Below are 18,156 nucleotides of genomic sequence, written 5' to 3' on the forward strand. Positions count from 1 at the left end.
CGCGCACGGGCCCGCCGAAGGCTAGGCCGCGGCCACCGCGTGGGCCGCCGCGACCATCTGGCGCACCAGCGGATGGTGCTGCCCGCGGCGCGACCAGATGGCGTGCACCTCCTCGCCGATGTCGGGGCAGTCGCCCAGCAGGCGAAGGCCCCGCACCAGCCCCACGTCCTGCGCGCCCAGCTGGCTCACGGGAAACACCCCGAGCCCGCGGGCCGCGAACACCGCGAGCAGCGCGCTGTCTTCGAACTCGCCCACCACCTGGGGCCGCACACCGAGGTCATCGAACCAATGGTCCAGCGTGGACCGCAGCGGAGAATGGGGCGTGGGCAACAGCACGGGAAGGTCCTGCAGCGACTGGGGGAACCGGTCTCGCGCGTGTTTCCTGACCAAAGATGCCGGCCCGTACCACTGCAGCGTGGACCGCGCGATCTGCTCGCTGGTCAGGCGCTGGTTGGGGTTGCGCGGCGCGGCCTGCCCGGCCAGCACCACATCCAGTTGGTGCAGGGCCAGCTCGGACAGCAGCTCGTCGAACTCGCCCTCGTGGCACACCAGGCGAAGGTGCGGTGTGGCGAGCACCGGCTCCAGCAGGGCATGCGCCGCCAGCTTGGAGATGCCGTCCGACAGCCCCACCGACAGCCGGGCAACCTTGGCGCTGGCCGCCTCGCGCACCTCGTCGGGAATGCCCTGCCCCAGCTGGAAGATCTCTTCCGCCCGCGCATAGGCCGCCTGGCCCGCCTCGGTCAGCACCATGCCTCGGCCCGAGGGCTTGAGCAACTGGTGGCCCAGATCCTTCTCCAGATCCCGCACCTGCGCGCTGATGGTCTGCACTGCCATCTCCAGGCGGTCCGCGGCGCGGGCGAAGCCGCCTTCCTTGGCGACCATCCAGAAATAGTAGAGATGGCGGTAGTTCAACATGCGGCCTCCGGATCGGAAAAACCGAATGCTATGTTCGATAAAAGCTGGTGTCCATCGAATGCCGCCATGGCCATACTGGGCGCTCGCCCATTCGAAAGGACAACCTCCATGTTTTATGCCATCAGCTGGTTTCTCTCTCTAACGCTTCTCGCCCTTTGGTCGCTGGCCTGCTGGGGCATGCATGCCATGGCGGTCTGGGCGGTGTCCAGCGCAGGCGCGCTGGCCGGGGGCACGTCTGCCATGAATGCTGTGGTGGTGCCCGACTGGATCAGGGGCTGGATACCGCCCGAGCTGGCCCGGGAGTTCGCAGCCATGATCGCCTCCGCCGGCCCGATGGTTCAGGCGGCGCTGGACACCGTGCCCGCCTTGGCAGGCGCCGTGACCGTGCTGGCCTGGGCCTTGTGGGGCCTGGGCGCCGTGATCTTGCTGGCGGTTGCCTTCGGGGTCCACGTCCTGATCGCGCTGCTCAAGGGTCAGCGGACCGCGCACGGCGCGCCGCGCGCCACCGTCGTCCAGTAACAGGCCCGCCCCCCCCCCCGCGCGCCCTGCGCCGGGGCCGGGCGGTGCTCACTGGTTGGAGATGATGGTGAGCAGATCGCCCCGCACATCAGGGTTGTCGGTGTACTTCTTGTACAGCGGCGCCATGCGGCGCACATAGGGAGAGAAGTCGGACACAGTCACGAACTGCACGCCTTCCTTGGCCACATTGGCACGTGCCGAGACCACCCGCTTTTCCCACAGGTTGCGCATCAGCACGGCGGAGGCCTTGCCCGCTTTTTGAAAGGCCTGCTGGTCCTGCGCACTCAGCCGGCTCCAGAGCTTGGTGGATACCACCAGGGCCTCGGGCGAGATGGTGTGCTGGTCCAGCAGCATGTATTTGGCCAGCTTGTAGTGGCCGGTCGATTCGAAGGAGACCAGGTTGCCTTCGGCGCAATCGATGGTGCCGTTGCGAAAGCTGTCGAGCACCTCCTTGTAGGGGACGACCACGGGGGTGGCGCCGAGCAGCTTCACCATCTCGATGGAGGTTTCCGACTGCTGCACGCGCACCCGCTGACCCGCCAGGTTTTCGCGCCGGGTGATCGGCTTGTTGGCGCAGTAGAACGAGCGCGCGCCGCCGTTGTACCAGCCCAGGACCACGAAGCCGGAGGCCTTGAGCTTCTCGGACAGGCGCTCGCCCATGGCGCCGTCGAGGTAGCGGAACATGTGGGCGGCATCGCCGAACAGGAAGGGCAGGTTGAACGCCTGCAGGCCGGGTGCGGCCTCGGCCAGCGGGCCCAGGTTGAATTCGGCCAGGTCGATCTCGCCGGCCTTCATCATCGTGACCGCCTTGCCCTGGTCGCCCAGCACCGCATCGGAAAACAGCTTGATGGTGTAGCGGCCCTGGGTGGAGGCTTCCACCTCGCTGATGAAGCTTTTCATCGCCTCGGTGACCGGGTAGCCGTCAGGGTGGGTGTTCCAGGCCCGCAGCGGCGTCTGGGCCCCCACGGGTACCGCCGCCGCCATGGCCATCACCGCCGCCGATGCAAGCACCGGAAAATTCATCTTGCGCATCGTGTCCCCCAAGTGTTCGAAAAATGCCTGTCCGCCAGCACGGCATCGTGCCCTGGCAGCGCATTTCGCTGGGGGCGCACCGGCATGGCCTGCGCATTCTCCGAGGGGGACTCAGCCGTAGCAAGCGCTTCGCGCGGAAGGTGCGACGGGCAAACCACAACCGCTCGAAAGGGGCAGTTGGCGAGCGGGGCGGGATGTGATAGCCCGGGCGCTGACCGCTGCCGCGCCGGCTTCTCCACCGGCTTCATGGAGCGGCTTACTTGCAGCGCAGATCGAGCGTCTTGCGGGCGTCGATGCGGTAGTCGCAACGTTCCACTTTCTGGGGCAATGCGACATCCACCGTGCGCGCATCGGCGTAATGGCAGCGCACGTGGACGGTGCGCCCCACCGAATACACGTACCCGAGCTGCCAGTGCCCCGCGCGCTCCTTCGCGACGTCGGGCACCAGGGTCGCCAAGTCTTCGACCGGGCCATCGAAAACATCGACCTGCCGCAAAGGCTGGCCGGGTTGCGCGGGGCAGACCTCGGCCGCCTGGGCGGTCGGCATGCCGCCGTTGGCGGCGGCGAACAGCAGCACACCCAGGATCGGCCGGACCCATGGCATGGGCAATCGCGTGCAGCGCGGAAGGTGCCCGCTCAGCGGGCGGCAGCTTCCACCTTCACCCGGGCGTTCGGCGTCTCGCCGAACATCTCGGGCGCGTACATGGCTTCCACGCGGCTCGGGGGCAGCGCGAAGTCGCCCACGTTGTTCAGCCGCACGGTGTATTCCGCCTTGATGGTGCCCTTGGGCAGGTACTCGTAGTAGCTGCGGTAGGCCTCGAAGCTGCGCTCCTCGAAGGCCGCCCAGGCGCTGCCCGAGCGCTTCTCGCCCTGCGTGGCGATCTCGGAATCGCGCCCCAGGCCGCTGCCCAGGATGGTGGCGCCGCCCGGGATCGGGTCGGTCAGGGCCACCCAGGTCATGTCGGCGCTGGCGTTCACCTCCAGCGTCACGCGCAGCACGTCGCCGCGCGTGTACTTGCCGGGAACGGCCTGCTCGACCGGGGTGATGGTCTTCTTGATGGCGTAGCCGGCCGCGAACGGCGCCTTGAGCTGGATGGCCGCGACCGACTGCAGCGTGAGCCACGGTTTGCCGGTGCCCTGGTGGGTGATTGCCAGGTTCTCCTTGCCGCCCGTGGCCGACCAGGGCAGGAACATGCCGTTGTTCTTGAAGTTGCCGGGCGATGCGGGTGCGCCGAACCAGGTGGTCTGGTGTGCCGCGCCCGTGGCGTCGCTCGCCTTCACGCGCTCGACCTTCGCCCAGTCCACGCTGGCGTTGCCACTGCCCAGGGCCGCGCGGGTGACGCCGGCAACGGGCGTGGCCTCGAACTTGGCGCTGAATTTCTCCAGCGCCAGGCCGCCCCACAGGTTGGCGGTGGTGGTGTGCCATGCGCCGTTCTGCTGGCGGCTGATGAAGCCGTTGGCCAGGCGGCCCATGTCGTCCTTCCAGGCCGGGTCGTCCATCACCGCGAGCATGAGGCGGGCGGTGTTGACGTCGCCGTTCTGCATCAGCCACCACCAGTAGTCGTCGCGCTCGGTGCTGAAGATGAGCTTGGTGCCCTGGTAGCTCAGGCGGGCCTTCAGCACCTGCGTGGCCTCGGCCAGCCGCTGGTCGCGCTGGGGCACGTCGTTCACGCGCTTGAGCACGTTCAGCCAGTCGATCACCGTGTGCGTGGGCCACTGGTTGGGCGCGATGGTGACGCTGCCCAGCATGCGGCCGGAGGCCTTGCCGTAGCGCGACAGCGCCTCGATGGCCGCGATCTTGCGCATGTCCAGGTCCTTGCGCGGGCTCCAGAAGTCGCGCTGGATGCGCCCTTCCACGAACGCGGTCAGGCCGCGTTCCATGGCGGCACGGGCTTCGTCCGGCAGGGCGAACTCAGGGTGCAGGCTGGAGGCTTCGTGCGCCGCCGACAGCAGGTAGGCGGTGAGCGTGTCGCTGCCCCGGTTGGCGCTGCCGGCCTGGGGCGGGAAGTAGTTGGCCAGGCCATCGGCGTCCAGGTAGGTGGGCAATTGCGCCACCACGGTCTGCCAGAGGGTGCCGTCGCGCAGGCCCACGGCCTTGCTGGTCTTTTGCTCCAGGCAGGCGAAGGGGTAGTTGGCGAACCAGTCGCGCACGCCCGGCAGGCCTTCGGCCAGCTTGGGCTGCAGCGACATCTTCAGCCCGCCGCGGCCCGGCAGCGCATCGGCTGGCGGGTTCACGTCCAGGTTGAAGCTGCCGTCCACCTGCACCAGCGTGGCCTGCTGCACCGTGAGCGGCACCGCGGGGATGATGCGCTGGGTGGCCTTGAGCGCATCGCGCGCGCCGTTGGCGCCCGCGGTGTCGCGGGCTTCGATCTCCCACAGGATGGCCTCGGTGCGCGTCTGCGCCAGCTGCGCGGGGGCGGTCACGGTCCAGGCCACCTCGCGGGATTCGCCGGGCGGGATGTCCACGCTCTGCTTGTCCAGCTGCAGCAGCGTGGCGCGGGCGGCCACCTCGACCTTCATGGCGGCCTGGGTCGTGTTGCGCAGGGTGATCTGAGCGCGGAACTGATCGTCCTCGCGCACCAGCGGCGGCAGGCCGCTGATGATCTGCAGGTCCTGCGTGGCCCGGATCTGGGTCGCACCGGTGCCGAACAGGCCCGTGCCGGCATCGGCGACGGCCACGATCTTGAACGTGGTGAGTGCATCGTTGAGCGGCACGGTCACCTTGGCCTGGCCGTTGGCATCGAGCTGGATCGCGGGCTGCCACAGCAGCAGCGTGTCGAGCAGTTCGCGCGCCTGGCTGTGGCCGCCCCCGCCGCCCGCTGGCACGGCCTTGCGGCCGTAATGGCGCCGGCCGATGATTTCCATCTGCGCGGTGGAGGTCTGCACGCCCCAGGAGCGGCGCTGCAGCATGGCATCGAGCAGGTTCCAGCTGGTGTTGGGCATCAGCTCCAGCAACGCCTGGTCCACGGCGGCCAGGGCCACCTCGGCGCCGGCCGCGGGCTTGCCGCCGGGCAGCGTGGCGGTGATGGTGACCTGCGCCTTGCCGCGCACGGGGTAGCTTTCCTTGTCGGCCACCACCTTCACCTGGATCTGGTGGGCCTGCGTGCCGACGCGGATCTCGGCCACGCCCAGGCGGTAGGCGGGCTTGGACAGATCGACCATGGCGGTGGGCGCGACGTATTCCTTGCCCTCGTACCAGAAGGCGCTCCACCACTCGGTCGGCGCCTTGAAGCCCCAGGTGAAGAAGCTGTACCACGGCACCTCGCGCAGGCGGCCGCGCAGGGCCAGCACGCTCACGTAGACGTTGGGGCCCCAGCCCTCCTCGATCTTGACCTGCACGGTCGGGTCCTGGCCGTTGAGCTGCACCACGCGCGTGTCGATGATGCCTTCGCGCTCCACGCTCACCAGCGCCGTCGCGTGGCGGAACGGCATGCGCACCTGCAGCTTGGCGGTCTCGCCGGGCTGGTAGGTTTTCTTTTCGGGCAGCAGGTCGATGCGGTCGTGGTCTTCGCCGCCGAACCAGATCTCGCCCTGGCGCGTGACCCAGACGGACGAAGCCGCCTCGGACGTGTTGCCGTCCTTGTCGCGCGCGGTAGCCACGAGCTCCACTTCGCCGGCTTCTTCGAGCTTGGTCTCGCACAGCAGCAGGCCGCGCGAATCACTCTTGCCCGTGCAGACGGTGCCCAGGTCTTTCGTCTCGGTCTTGTTGTCGTAGCTGTAGAAGCCGCCCACCATGCGCTTGCGGCTGGTGGTGGTGATGCGGGCGATGGCCTGCACCTGCAGCGGAACGCCCTCCTGCACCTTGCCGTCCAGCCCCAGCGCGAGCGCCTGGAAGCGGATCTTCTGCGCGGCGGAGACCCAGCCTTCGGTCTTGATGCCCGCCACCACGGCAGCGGGCCACAGGGTCTGCGTGCTGCGCAGCGTCTGCACCTCGCCGCTCGGGTCGGCGTAGGTGGCCTCCAGCACCAGCTCCTGCGGCCGGCGCGCCAGGGGCACGTTGTCGATGGCCAGCTTGCCGGCCCCGTTCTTGTCCAGCGTCAGCGCCAGCTTGTCGGCGATGACGCGGGCGTCCTGGCCGGCGGCCGCTTCTTCGTCGTCGCTGTGGCTTTGCGATTGCGCGCCGCGCTGGTTGGGCGGCATGAAGCTGAAGGCGTCGAAATCGCTCCACTGGGCAGATTTTCCGCGCACCAGCGCCGACACGCGCACGGGCAGGTTGGCGGCGCCGCCACCGGCCACGTAGTTCACCTGTACGTCGGTGGGCACCGAGCGCACGCGCACCAGGGGCTTCTTATCGGTGGGCGTGATGCGGCCTTCCAGCACGGGCAGGCGGAACTCCTCGACCCGGAACTGGCCCGACTCGAAGCTGTTGCGGCTGTGCGAGCCGCCCTGCAACTGCACCTGGTACACGCCGAGCTTGGCGGCAGGGGGCACGGCGAAGGTGTTCTCTGCGCTCAAGCCCCCCGTAGCGGTCTTGCGCCAGGTGAGGTCCTGCGTGTATTGCTGGCCGCTGCCCACGTGGGTGATGACCAGGGTGTCGGGCTGCTCGTCCGGCAGGCCGAAGCCCTTGCGGTTCTCGGTGCGCAGCAGGTGCTTCATCGACACGGTTTCGCCGGCGCGCAGCAGCGTGCGGTCGAACACGGTGTGGGCCCGCTCGTCGGGGCGGGGTTCCATGCTGGTGGGCAGGTTGAAGCGCCAGGGCTCGATGCCGCGCTGCCAGTCACTCCAGGTGAAGGCCATGTCCTGCACGCCATCGGCGCCCGGAGCGCGCGCGCTCACGAAGTAAGCCTGCTCGCCGCCATCGTCACCCTGGCAGGACGGCGGCTCGGGCGAGAGGCCGTCGAACAGCGCCACGCCCTGCGCGTTGGTCGTGCCCGTGGCCAGTTCGCGGCCGTTGCAGTCGGACACGCGCACCTTGGCGCCCGCCACCACCTGGCCCTTGTCCAGCGTGGTCACCCAGGCGGCCGAATTCTCGCGGCCGAGCTTGAAATGAACCCCCAGATTGGTCACCAGCGCCGAGGTGCGCACATACATGGTGCGGCCTTCGCCGTGGCGCTCGTCCAGCAGCGACTTGCCGAGCAGCGGCGAGGCGATCTCCACCACATGGAAGCCCGTGGGCAGCGGAATGCCCACCACCTCGAAGGGCCGCGGGTCGTTGTTGACCGGCTTGGGCAGGTCCAGCGTCTTCACGCCACCCTGGCCGGACAGCAGCGAGACCATGCGCGACTGCACGTACTCGCTGCTGTCGCTCTCCAGCGCAGCGGGCAGCGGGCCCTTCACGTCGCGGCGGGCGCTCTTGCGGCTCACGAGGTAGCCGTCGTAGCGGCGCACCTTGCGGTACCAGGCAATGATGTCGGCGTCGCTGCCGGGCTGCAGGGTGCTCACCTTGGCGGGCGCCGCGCCATCGGCGGGCTTGCCGGCGTCCAGGCCCTGGACCTTGAGCGCGGCCTCGACGTTGCGCAAGGTCACGGGCAGCAAGGCGGGCTCCTTGGGGCCCTCCGCATAGCGCTCCACCACGCCGAATGGCGAGGCAGCGAACTTGGCCAGGGGCGGCATGGCCCCCGTTCCCACCTTGAGCGGGAAGCTGTCGGCATTGCGCAGCGTGCGGCCCGAGGCGTCCTTGAAGTCCTTGGGCAATTGCACCGTGAAGGCCGTCTGCGCCGTGAAGGGCGGGTCGAAGCGCACGCCGTTCACCACGGTGTCGCCATCGCCCTCACCGTCGATCCGGGGCTTGAGCGTTTCCTTGTCCGAGCGCAGGCGCACCGCCTCGGCCAGCTTGCGCGGCACGGGTGCGTTGAACGACAGGAACATCGGGCGGATCGGCAGGCAGGCCGACTGGGCGTTCTCGCGCTCGCAGCGGAAATCGGCGGCGAAGGGCTCGCGCACCTTGTACTCGTAGCGCTTTTCGATGGTGTTGCCGACGCCGCTCGGCGTGGCCACGCCCTTGCCGAAGACGAGTTGCACCCGCCCGCCCGAGGTCAACCGCCGGTTGCAGGCCAGGGTGACGTATTTGAGCGGCTCCTTGGCGGCTGTCTTGTCCAGGCCCTGGGAGGCCAGCAGACCCTCGCGCTGGGCGCCTTCGATCAGGCGCACCGGAACCCGCTCGCCCACGCCATCGGCCACGCACCAGACGTTGGCCTGCACGCTGGCCAGGGTCGCCGGGCCGTTCAACTGCAGCATGAAGAACTGCTCTTCGTCGATAGGCTGGTAGGTGCCGGGGCGGATGTTCTGGACGTACGGGCCGCCGGTATTGAATGCATAGCTCTTCGTGCCCGACAGCTCGGCGCCGGCGGCCGATTTGAACCCCGACTTCACCTGGGCCGTGCAGCGCACGCCGGGCGGCAGGTCGCCCTTGAAGTCGTAGACCCATTCGCGCTCGCTGGTCCAGCGGCCCGTGCCCTGGCCGGCTTCGGCGTCGGAGCAGCTCACGGAGAGCGGGGCCGGGGCCTTGGGGTCGCCGAAATTGACCGCCGGGCCATCGAACTTGGCCACCGCCTGCCGGACGCGGGACACCTCGCCCTGGGGCGAGAAGCTGATGATGGACAGGGCATGGGCCTGGGCGGCCGCGCCCAGGGCCAAGGCCAGCGCCAGGGCGCGGAAGGAATGCGTTGTTGTTGTCATGGCTTTTGCAAAAACGGCGACGGGCCCGGCCCAACGGACCGGCACCCTTTCGAACCCGGCAGCGTAGCCCATCGGCAGGCGGCGAACCACCAGCGCAGTGACGCAGTTGTAAATGGCCTACACCGCCCGGCCCCCTCGCTCCGTGAGAATGGTTTCAATTCCACCCCGGGCGCGCCCATGCCACCCCCCTCCTCCACCCGCCGCTGGGAAATCGATGCCGTCCGGGGCCTGATGCTCGCCCTGATGACCGTCACGCACCTGCCCACCCGGCTCACGCAGCCGCTCGGTCAGCCGTTCGGCTTCGTCTCGGCGGCCGAGGGCTTCGTGCTGCTCTCGGCGTACATGGCCGGCATGGTCTACGGCCGGCTCGCCTGGCGGAAGACCGTGGCGGACATGCGCCAGGCCTTCTGGCGCCGTGCCCTCAAGATCTACGGCTGCCAGGCGGCCACGCTGCTTTTCCTGTTCACGGTGATCGCCTTCATCGGCATCCGCGTGGACGAGCCCGCCATCAAGGGCATGATGACCTTCTACCTGCTGCACCCGCTGGAGGCCCTGGTGGGCGGGCTGCTGCTGGTGTACGAACCGCCGCTGCTGGACATCCTGCCGCTGTACGTGCTGTTCATGCTGGCCAGCCCCTGGCTGATGACGTTCGCGCTGCGCCGCGGCTGGGCGCCGATCATGGCCGGCAGCGTGCTGCTGTGGCTGCTGGCGCAGTTCGGGCTGTCGCGCTGGTTCTATGACGGCTTCGCGGCGGTGCTGCCCATGCCGATCCCCTTCACCGAAACCGGCGCCTTCGTGATGTGGAGCTGGCAGTTCCTGTGGGTGCTGGGCCTGTGGATGGGCGCGAGCCGAAACGACCCCGAGGCGCCGCCGTTCGAGTTCCCACGCTGGTCGCTGTGGGTGGCCGGCGCCATCGCCGTGGTGTGCATGGTGTGGCGGCATGTGGTCGGCCAGGTGCCGTTCGGAGACGCCAACCCGCAGCTCAACCTGTTGTTCGACAAATGGGCCCTGGGCCCGCTGCGCCTGATCGACCTGATGGCCCTCACGGCGCTGACCATCCGCTTCGGGCCGATGCTGGCGGCGAAGCTGCCGCGCCAGCACTGGCTGGAAACCCTGGGCGCGGCCTCGCTGCCGGTGTTCTGCGCCCATCTGGTGGTGGTGCTGCTCACCCTGGTGTTCATGGGGGCGGACTACGAGCGGCCCTGGCCGCAGGACATCGCCCTGCTGATCGCCTGTTTTGCCACCCTCTATGCCGTGGCCCGCGTGAGCCTGTGGGTGGACAAGCCGCCCAACGACGATGGTCGCCCGGTGCAGCCCGCACCCGATGCCGGCGGCGGCCCCTCAGCCGCGGGGGCCAGCGGCGCACTGCCGCCAGGCGGCGCCAGTGCCGGCCGGGACGACCCGAGCGGGTCTCAGCGCCCGGTGCTCACCCGCACCAGCGCGGGGTTGCCGGTGACTACCGTGGCGGCAGGCATGGCGGCCGTGGCGGTGGGCGAAGCGCCGCCCGCCCGCATCGCGGGGGCCGGCGCCACGAACGCGCCGATCACCGTGCGCCACAGGTCGTAGCCGGCATCGTTCATGTGAAGGCGGTCGGGGCCGAAGAGCTCCGCCCGCGGCTGGCCGGAGGCATCGAGCATGGCCGAGAAGACGTCGATGTAGTCGCTGTTGGGCACCGTGCGCACGTACTGCGCCAGCAGGGCGTTGGCCTGCTGCATCTGGGGCATCAGCGCCACGCGCGAAGGGCTGGGCTTGATGGAGATGTAGCTGATGCGGGTGTCGGGAAGTTCGGTGCGTACCGTCTGCACGAAGGACCGGAAGCTCTCCAGGATCTGCTCGGGCGTGCGGCCCTCGGCCAGATCGTTGTCGCCTGCATAGACCATCACATGGCGCGGGCGGTACTGGAGCACCAGGTTTTTCACGAAATGGTTGCAGTCCGCCATGGTGGAGCCGCCGAAACCGCGGTTGATCACCACGGGCAACTGGCGGAAGTCCTCCGCCACGTCGGTCCAGAAACGAATGGTCGAGCTGCCGACGAAGAGGACGCCGCCGGCCTGCGGGAGGCGCTCTTTGTCCGCGGCGGCGAAGGCGTCCATGCTGGACTGCCAGCGCGCATAGGCCGAGGGCGACGTGGCAACCGCCGATGGAGCGGTAGAGTCGGCGGGGGTCGCCTGGGCGGCGAATCCCGCACAGGCCAGGGCCAGGGTCACAAGGGAACGCGTCGGGAAAGCCCGAAGAGAATGCATGGCGACTCCAAAAAGGACTGCAGCGGCGTGTGAGCGATTGTGCTGGCCCGCGTTCCGCAAGCATACAATTTTTACAAATTTACACCAACACCGACCGCCGGGTTTCCATCGACATGTCTTCCGCTTCCCAGGCCCCAGCGGGCCCCGTGCCGTTCTGGCACCGGCTCAACCAATTCTTCGCTTTCCCCCTGCAGCGCAAGCCGCTGTTCTACAGCACCGTGCTGGCCGTGTGCAGCATGCTGTACGGTGTGCTGTTCTTCCTGCCGGACGTGCTGGCCGTGCTGCTCATCGAGGTCGGCATCCTGCTGGCCGCGTCGCGCTACGGCTTCAAGGTGGTGGCGATGGGCTCGCGCGGCCTGCAGCGCGCCGAGGATTTCCCCGACCGGCTGGACGACGAGTGGACCGCCCTGCCCTGGAAGCTGTTCGGCATCCTGCTCGTGCAGGGCATCGTGGTGGGCTGGCTGCAGCGGGTCAGCACAGGCCTAGTGTCCTGTCCCGTTAATTCGCAGGCACGATAGCTGCATGGTTTCGGGCCATCCTTGAGGTGCCGCCATGCCCAATGCAACGACCCGAACAGAAATTGCGCTTAGTGAAGTGGAGCGCGCGGAACTGACGTCCATGGCGCGATCACGTTCGCTGCCAGCGGCGTTGTCGCTCAGGGCGCGCATCGTGCTGACTTGCGAAGGCACAGATAAAGCCAGCACCGCGGTTGCGCAGGCTCTGGGGATCAGTCGTAGCACTGTCACCAAGTGGCGCGGGCGCTATGCGCGCCATCGCATTGCAGGGCTTTACGACGAGTTGCGCCCGGGTCGCCCCCGCACGGTAGATGACGAGCGTGTTGCTGAGTTGATTACCAAGACGTTGCACACCAAGCCTGCTGATGGGGGTACCCACTGGAGCACCCGCACGCTGGCCGCCGATACGGGCATCAGCAAGAGCACGGTGGCGCGCTATCTGCAGACCTTCAACCTCAAGCCGCACCGGGCCGACAGCTTCAAGCTGTCGACCGATCCGCTGTTCATCGAGAAGCTGCGCGACGTTGTGGGGCTGTACCTGAACCCACCTGACAACGCGCTGGTGCTGTGCGTGGACGAGAAGAGCCAATGCCAAGCTTTGGAGCGTACGCAGCCGATGCTGCCAATGGGGTTTGGCTATGTCGAAGGTGTCACGCACGACTACGTGCGCCACGGCACCACCACCTTGTTCGCGGCCCTGAACGTGATGAATGGCCAAGTGATCGCGCAGTGCCGGCCCCGGCATCGTCATCAAGAGTTCCTTGCCTTCCTGCGCGCCATCGACAAGGCAGTGCCCGACGAACTGGATGTGCACTGCATAGCTGATAACTACGCCAGCCACAAGCATCCAAAGGTGCGCGCTTGGTTGGCCGAGCGGCCTCGCTGGCACATGCACTTCGTTCCGACCTATTCAAGCTGGCTCAATCAGGTCGAGCGCTTCTTCTCGATCATCACCACGCGGGCAATCCGCCGTGGCTCGTTCACCAGCGTGAAGGATCTGATCAACAAGATCGACACATTCATCGCGAATTACAACCAGTCCTGCCAGCCGTTTACTTGGACAGCTACAGCAGACTCCATCCTCGAAAAACTCGCCAGACTATGCGGGCGAATTAACGGGACAGGACACTAGCGGAACTCGCCTGGCTGGCCGTGAGCTTCCTGCTGCCGGCCACCATGATCCTGCTGGTGCAGACGGGCAGCCTGTTCGCGTCGCTGAACCCTGCCGCCGCCTGGGGCGTGGTGCGGATCATCGGCTGGCCCTATGGTCTGCTGTGCTTTTTCCTGTTTTTGCTCAGCCAGGGCGCGGCCATCGCGCTGGCGCTGCTGATGCCGCTGTTCAAGGGCTGGCTGCTGCTGCCGCTGGGCAACTGGCTGTTCATCTATTTCGGCTGGGTGATGTGCAGCCTGCTGGGCTACGCCATGTACCAGAACCACGAGGCCTTCGGCATCGACCTGCTGCCCGGCGGCGGGCTGGACGACGATGCCCCGCCCGACCGGCGCACGCCCCGGCAGATCGCGCAGGAGGCGACCGACGCGCTGGTGGCCCAGCAGATCACCGACGGCGACCTGGCCGGTGCCCTGGGCACGGCCTACGAAGACCAGCGCATGCATGGGGATGAATTGCCCGCCCAGCGCCGCTACCACCGCGTGCTGGCGCTGACCGACAAGACCGACACCCTGCTGCTGCATGCCCAGCGCTTCATCCCGCTGCTGCTGAACGCGGGCCAGACGACCGAGGCGCTCAAGGCGTTCCTCACCTGCCGCGAGCGCGACGCGCAGTTCGTGATCACCGACGCGGGCCACACCCTGGCCCTGGCCAACACCGCGTGGAACGGCGGCGATGCCAGGCAGGCCATCGCGCTGCTGGGCGGGTTCGACCGGCGCTTCAAGGGGCATGCGCTGGTGCCCAAGGCCTACGAACTGGTCGCGCGCGTGCTGCTGCAGGGCATGAACCGCCCCGACATGGCCCTGAAGGTGCTCGCCACCCTGCAGGCGCGGCATGCGGACAGCCCCTCGGTGGCGGAGGTGCAATGGCTGCTGCGCGCCCATTTGCCGCAGCCGGCGGCAGGCGGCGAAGCGCCCTCCACGCCTTGAGGCGACGCAGGCAGGCGCCATCGATTTGCTACTGAATTAATAGCAATACGCCCTAGTACTGATTGTGCTGGAACGGGTTTTTACTTCAAATCCAGGGTTGCCTGGCAGGCGGCCCGCCCTACCGGCCTTCGAGCAGCCGCAGCGGCGCGCTGCCGGGTGCCAGTTGCTGCAACTGCGGCAGCCAAGCCATGGCCTGCTCGCGCCGCCCGGACTGCAGCAGCGCCGTGACCAGCATGCCCACCAGTTCGCCCAGCGCCGCATGCTGCGGCGCGGTGCGGTGCAGGGCCGTGAGCAGCTTCTCGGCGTCGCTCCACTGCCCCGCGCGCACGAAGCGGCGCGCCAGGCCTGCCATGTCGTCGGGCACCAGGCGGGCGCTGGGCCGGGCGTTGTCCAGGTAGGTGCGGTAGCTGGCGTGCTGGAAGTCCAGCGTGGCGGCGTCCTGCCCCGGCAGCCGGAAGATGCGGCGGGCGGCGCGGTGAAAATCCTCGCCCGCCGGCCACAGGCTGGCGGTCTTGAACCAGGCGCTCAGCACCGGCACATCGCGCGGGCGCAACTGCGCCGCCGCCCGCCACTGCACCAGGGCGCGCTCGAACTGCATCGCCTGGGCCGACTGCCGGGCCTGGGCCACGTGGGCATCGAAGCCGTCGTCCGGCGCGGCGGGCGCCTCGGGCGGCGGTGCCTCGATCGCCTTGCGCCGCACCAGACCGGCGCCCCACATCAGCGCGGCGCCCGTCAGCAGCCCGCCCAGGTGGGCCATGTAGGCCACGCCCCGGCCGCTGAGCCAGTGCTGCAGCAACTCGTTGGCGATCCACGCCGGCAACAGCAGCAGCGCGGGCGCGGTGACGTAGTTGAAATAAAAGAACAGCTGGTAGAAGAATCGCACGCGGCGCAGCCGGTACAGCACCGCGTACATGCCCATGAGGGCCGACACCGCACCGGACGCCCCCAGGCCGTAGCTGCCTTGGCCTGCATACGCCCACCCGGCCATCAGCGAACCGCCCACGGCCCCCAGCAGGTAGAAGGCCAGGTACCGCCACCGCCCCAGGGCCAGCTCGACCGAAAAGCCGAACAGGAACAAGAACACCATGTTGCCCAGCAGGTGGCCCGTGCTGGCATGCAGGAAAGCGGCGGTGATCCAGGTCACGGGCCGCGGGGGCGCGTCCTTTTCGTAGCTCTGCGCCCAGCGGCGGGTGAAGGGCTCGGGCAGCGCCGCCTCATACCGGGCGCGGGCGGCCTTCCAGTCGGCGTACTGCGGGTCGTCCGCGCGCACGACCAGGCCGGCGTGCAGGCGCTTTTGAAAGCCCTCCTCGTGCTCCATCCACCGCAGCAGCGCGTGCTCCCGGTGCGCTGCCAGCATGCGCCGCGCCTGCTCGGCATCGCGGTGGCCGGCGTCCTTGAGCCACTGCACGAAAGGCGGCAGTTCGATGCCGGGCAAGGGACTGTCCAGATAGACCTGCGCCGCCCGGTCCACGGCCTTGGCCTCCCAGCGCTGCGGGCCCCAGAAGACCAGCAGGTTCACCACAATGATCAGCACCGTCATCCATGGCGGGTTGCGCCAGGTGGGGCGGTTGTCCAGCGGGATGGCATAGAACATGGCGGGCCTGCGTCACCTCAAGACAGGCAACGCCGGGCCCCGCGGGCCGGCCTGCGGCGCCGCGGCAGGAAAGCACGCAACCCTCACTGGGGCACGAAGCCGCTGCGCTGGATGATGCGCGTCCAGGCCTGGGTGTAGGCCTGCTGGCGCGCCGCCAGCTGCTGGGGTGTCATCGACGCCACCGTGAGCCCCAGGGCCGTGAGTTGGCGGTTCACATCGGGTTGGGCGACCACTTTGGCCAGCGCCTGCGAGAAACGGGTGACGAACGCGCCCGGCGTACCGGTGGGCGCATAGAAGCCATAGTAGGGCAGGTCCTCGAAGCCTTTCAGCCCCAGCTCGTCGAACGTGGGCACGTCCGGCAGCGCGGCTTGGCGCTGGGTGCCCAGCACGGCCAGCACGCGCACCTTGCCGCCCTTGTGGTTCTCGATGAAGTCCTGCACCGAGGCCACCCCGGCGGGAATCTGGTTGCCCAGCATGTCGGCGATCATGGGCGCGCTGCCCCGATACGGCGCCGCCACCAGGTCGATGCGGTACTTCTCGCCGATGAGCTTGACCAGAAACTCCGGCGTGGAGGCCGGGGCCGGGATGCCCACCGCGCCCTTGCCCCCGCCCTGGGTGGTGACCCACTGCACGTAGTCGTTGAACGACCTGGCCGGCGACGCGCCGGACACGGCAAAGGCATTCACGAAGGTGGCCACGCCGCCGACCGGCACGAAGTCGTGCACCGGGTCGTAGCCCGGGTGCTTGACCACCTGCGGCAGGATGGAGATGGTGTGGTCGTGCGACAGGAACACGGTGTGCCCGTCGGCCGGCGCGGCCTTGAGGGCCTGGGCGGCGATCTGCCCGCCCGCGCCGGGGCGGTTGTCCACCACCACCGGAGCGCCCAGCTCGTCCTTGAGCTTGTCGGACAGCAGCCGCGCGATCGCGTCGGTGCCCCCGCCCGGCGGAAAGCCCACCAGGATGCGGATCGGCGGGCCGGCCGGCGGCGTCTGGGCCGAAGCCACGGCGGCGACCGCCGTGGCTTCGGCCCAGACCGCGGCGCGGGCCATGCGCAAGACCCAGTGGCGGCGCGAGGAAGAACGATGCATGGTGGGCTCCGTGAAAGTGTGCGGACGGGGGGAGGTGAGCAGCGATCAGGCCAGGCGGGCGCGATGGCGGGCCAGCTGGGCGCGCACCTGGGCCGGCGCGGTGCCGCCCAGCGTGTTGCGGGCGTTGAGCGAGCCGCGCAGGCTGAGGGCGTCGAACACGTCCTTTTCGATCTGCGGGTGAAAGCCCTGCAGCACGGTCAGGGGCAGCTCCGACAGGTCCACGTTGTGCGACACGGCGGCCTTCACGGCATGGGCCACGGTCTCGTGCGCATCGCGGAACGGCAGGCCCTTCTTGACGAGGTAGTCGGCCAGGTCGGTGGCGGTGGCGTAGCCCTTGAGCGCGGCCTGCTCCATGGCCGGCGCGTTGACGGTGATGCCGCCTTCCTTCTTGCCCGTGGCCGGGTTCGGCTGGCCGCCGACCATCTCGGCGAAGATGCGCAGCGTGTCCTTCAGCGTGTCCACGGTATCGAACAGCGGTTCCTTGTCTTCCTGGTTGTCCTTGTTGTAGGCCAGGGGCTGGCCCTTCATCAGCGTGATGAGGCCCATCAGGTGGCCGACCACGCGGCCGGTCTTGCCGCGTGCCAGTTCGGGCACGTCGGGGTTCTTCTTCTGCGGCATGATCGACGAGCCCGTGGTGAATCGGTCGGCGATCTTGATGAAGCCGAAGTTCTGGCTCATCCAGATGATGAGCTCTTCCGACAGGCGGCTCACGTGCACCATGCACAGGCTGGCGGCGGCGGTGAACTCGATGGCGAAGTCGCGGTCGCTCACAGCGTCCAGGCTGTTCTGGCACACGCCGTCCATGCCCAGGGTTTTCGCCACGCGCTCGCGGTCCAGCGGGTAGGTCGTACCGGCCAGGGCGGCGGCGCCCAGGGGCAGCACGTTGACGCGGCGGCGCACGTCCTGCATGCGGTCGACATCGCGCGCGAACATCTCCACGTAGGCCAGCATGTGGTGGCCGAAGCTCACCGGCTGCGCCACCTGCAGGTGGGTGAAGCCGGGCAGGATCACCTCCACGTTCTGCTCGGCCACGTCGACCAGCGACACCTGCAGTTCCTTGAGCAGGTCGGCGATCAGGTCGATCTCGCCGCGCAGCCACAGGCGCACGTCGGTGGCCACCTGGTCGTTGCGGCTGCGGCCGGTGTGCAGGCGCTTGCCGGCGTCGCCCACCAGTTGCGTGAGACGCGCCTCGATGTTCAGGTGCACGTCTTCCAGGTCGAGCTTCCACTCGAAGGCGCCGGATTCGATCTCCTCTTTGATCTGCGCCATGCCGCGCTGGATGGAGGCGTGGTCGGCAGCCGAGATGATGCCCTGCGCGGCAAGCATGTCGGCGTGCGCGAGGCTGCCGGCGATGTCGGCCTGCCACAGGCGCTTGTCGAAGAACACGCTCGACGTGTAGCGCTTGACCAGGTCGCTCATGGGCTCGGAAAACAGCGCCGACCAGGCCTGTGCCTTGGTGTCGAGCTGGTTGTGGGAGGGGGCGGACGCTGGGCTGGAGGCGGGGCTGGTGGACATGGAGGGCAATAATCCGGTGG

The 18,156-nt window shown here is 68.5% G+C and carries 12 protein-coding genes and 1 pseudogene; 5 read left to right on the top strand and 8 right to left on the bottom strand.

What is annotated here, in order from left to right; all coding sequences use genetic code 11:
- Positions 1–21: 21 nt before the first annotated feature.
- A complete protein-coding gene (locus tag M5C96_RS18055) occupies positions 22–915 on the bottom strand; it encodes a LysR substrate-binding domain-containing protein (RefSeq protein ID WP_272564510.1) in 894 nt (297 codons plus the stop codon).
- A gap of 108 nt (positions 916–1,023) precedes the next feature.
- Here M5C96_RS18055 and M5C96_RS18060 point away from each other — a divergent pair, with 108 nt between their 5' ends.
- Complete coding sequence (locus M5C96_RS18060; protein WP_272564512.1) at positions 1,024–1,434, top strand: hypothetical protein; 411 nt, start codon at positions 1,024–1,026, stop codon at positions 1,432–1,434.
- 48 nt (positions 1,435–1,482) lie between these two features.
- On the opposite strand, the gene M5C96_RS18065 is transcribed toward M5C96_RS18060, so the two are convergent.
- From M5C96_RS18065 to M5C96_RS18075, 3 genes are all read right to left on the bottom strand, one after another.
- Positions 1,483–2,424: a TRAP transporter substrate-binding protein gene (locus tag M5C96_RS18065; RefSeq protein ID WP_272569771.1), complete on the bottom strand. Its 942-nt coding sequence runs from the start codon at positions 2,422–2,424 to the stop codon at positions 1,483–1,485.
- 298 nt (positions 2,425–2,722) lie between these two features.
- Positions 2,723–3,043 (bottom strand): STY0301 family protein, encoded by a 321-nt coding sequence (locus M5C96_RS18070; protein ID WP_442867324.1) that lies wholly within the window; start codon positions 3,041–3,043, stop codon positions 2,723–2,725.
- Between the two features lie 59 nt (positions 3,044–3,102).
- Positions 3,103–9,084 carry an alpha-2-macroglobulin family protein gene (locus tag M5C96_RS18075; RefSeq protein WP_272564514.1) on the bottom strand — a complete coding sequence of 1,994 codons (5,982 nt, stop codon included), beginning with the start codon at positions 9,082–9,084 and terminating at the stop codon, positions 3,103–3,105.
- Between the two features lie 243 nt (positions 9,085–9,327).
- Here M5C96_RS18075 and opgC point away from each other — a divergent pair.
- Positions 9,328–10,302 (top strand): annotated as a pseudogene (gene opgC, locus M5C96_RS18080) (OpgC domain-containing protein); the annotation flags it as partial.
- Positions 10,303–10,496: 194 nt separating this feature from the next.
- Here the strand turns inward: opgC and M5C96_RS18085 are convergent.
- Positions 10,497–11,327 (bottom strand): SGNH/GDSL hydrolase family protein, encoded by an 831-nt coding sequence (locus M5C96_RS18085; RefSeq protein ID WP_272564516.1) that lies wholly within the window; start codon positions 11,325–11,327, stop codon positions 10,497–10,499.
- A 113-nt stretch (positions 11,328–11,440) separates the two neighbouring features.
- On the opposite strand from M5C96_RS18085, the gene M5C96_RS18090 reads away from it, so the two are divergent.
- Genes M5C96_RS18090 through M5C96_RS18100 form a run of 3 tightly spaced genes read left to right on the top strand, consistent with a single transcriptional unit; the run spans position 11,441 to position 13,939 of the window.
- Positions 11,441–11,845, top strand: a complete 405-nt coding sequence (locus M5C96_RS18090; RefSeq protein WP_272564518.1) for a hypothetical protein — start codon at positions 11,441–11,443, stop codon at positions 11,843–11,845.
- Positions 11,846–11,879: 34 nt separating this feature from the next.
- The gene (locus M5C96_RS18095) at positions 11,880–12,974 is read left to right on the top strand and encodes an IS630 family transposase (protein WP_272563777.1); all 1,095 of its coding nucleotides are present in this window, start codon (positions 11,880–11,882) and stop codon (positions 12,972–12,974) included.
- A gap of 20 nt (positions 12,975–12,994) precedes the next feature.
- Positions 12,995–13,939: a tetratricopeptide repeat protein gene (locus M5C96_RS18100; RefSeq protein WP_272564520.1), complete on the top strand. Its 945-nt coding sequence runs from the start codon at positions 12,995–12,997 to the stop codon at positions 13,937–13,939.
- 118 nt (positions 13,940–14,057) lie between these two features.
- Here M5C96_RS18100 and M5C96_RS18105 read toward each other — a convergent pair whose 3' ends face one another.
- From M5C96_RS18105 to argH, 3 genes are all read right to left on the bottom strand, one after another.
- A complete protein-coding gene (locus tag M5C96_RS18105; protein ID WP_272564521.1) occupies positions 14,058–15,533 on the bottom strand; it encodes a rhomboid family protein in 1,476 nt (491 codons plus the stop codon).
- An 83-nt stretch (positions 15,534–15,616) separates the two neighbouring features.
- The gene (locus M5C96_RS18110; RefSeq protein ID WP_442867325.1) at positions 15,617–16,621 is read right to left on the bottom strand and encodes a Bug family tripartite tricarboxylate transporter substrate binding protein; all 1,005 of its coding nucleotides are present in this window, start codon (positions 16,619–16,621) and stop codon (positions 15,617–15,619) included.
- A 45-nt stretch (positions 16,622–16,666) separates the two neighbouring features.
- A complete protein-coding gene (gene argH, locus M5C96_RS18115) occupies positions 16,667–18,136 on the bottom strand; it encodes an argininosuccinate lyase (RefSeq protein ID WP_272564522.1) in 1,470 nt (489 codons plus the stop codon).
- Positions 18,137–18,156: the final 20 nt, after the last annotated feature.

The organism is Acidovorax sp. GBBC 1281, assembly GCF_028473645.1.
In the GTDB taxonomy this organism is placed as follows: Bacteria; Pseudomonadota; Gammaproteobacteria; order Burkholderiales; family Burkholderiaceae_C; genus Paracidovorax.

Bases quoted from the DNA above. Each gene is read 5' to 3' on its own strand.
- M5C96_RS18065 (WP_272569771.1), bottom strand. From the start codon at position 2,424: ATGGCCATGGCGGCGGCGGTACCCGTGGGGGCCCAGACGCCGCTGCGG.
- M5C96_RS18090 (WP_272564518.1), top strand. From the start codon at position 11,441: ATGTCTTCCGCTTCCCAGGCCCCAGCGGGCCCCGTGCCGTTCTGGCAC.
- M5C96_RS18085 (WP_272564516.1), bottom strand. From the start codon at position 11,327: ATGCATTCTCTTCGGGCTTTCCCGACGCGTTCCCTTGTGACCCTGGCC.
- M5C96_RS18060 (WP_272564512.1), top strand. From the start codon at position 1,024: ATGTTTTATGCCATCAGCTGGTTTCTCTCTCTAACGCTTCTCGCCCTT.
- M5C96_RS18075 (WP_272564514.1), bottom strand. From the start codon at position 9,084: ATGACAACAACAACGCATTCCTTCCGCGCCCTGGCGCTGGCCTTGGCC.
- M5C96_RS18110 (WP_442867325.1), bottom strand. From the start codon at position 16,621: ATGCATCGTTCTTCCTCGCGCCGCCACTGGGTCTTGCGCATGGCCCGC.
- M5C96_RS18095 (WP_272563777.1), top strand. From the start codon at position 11,880: ATGCCCAATGCAACGACCCGAACAGAAATTGCGCTTAGTGAAGTGGAG.
- M5C96_RS18055 (WP_272564510.1), bottom strand. From the start codon at position 915: ATGTTGAACTACCGCCATCTCTACTATTTCTGGATGGTCGCCAAGGAA.
- argH (WP_272564522.1), bottom strand. From the start codon at position 18,136: ATGTCCACCAGCCCCGCCTCCAGCCCAGCGTCCGCCCCCTCCCACAAC.
- M5C96_RS18105 (WP_272564521.1), bottom strand. From the start codon at position 15,533: ATGTTCTATGCCATCCCGCTGGACAACCGCCCCACCTGGCGCAACCCG.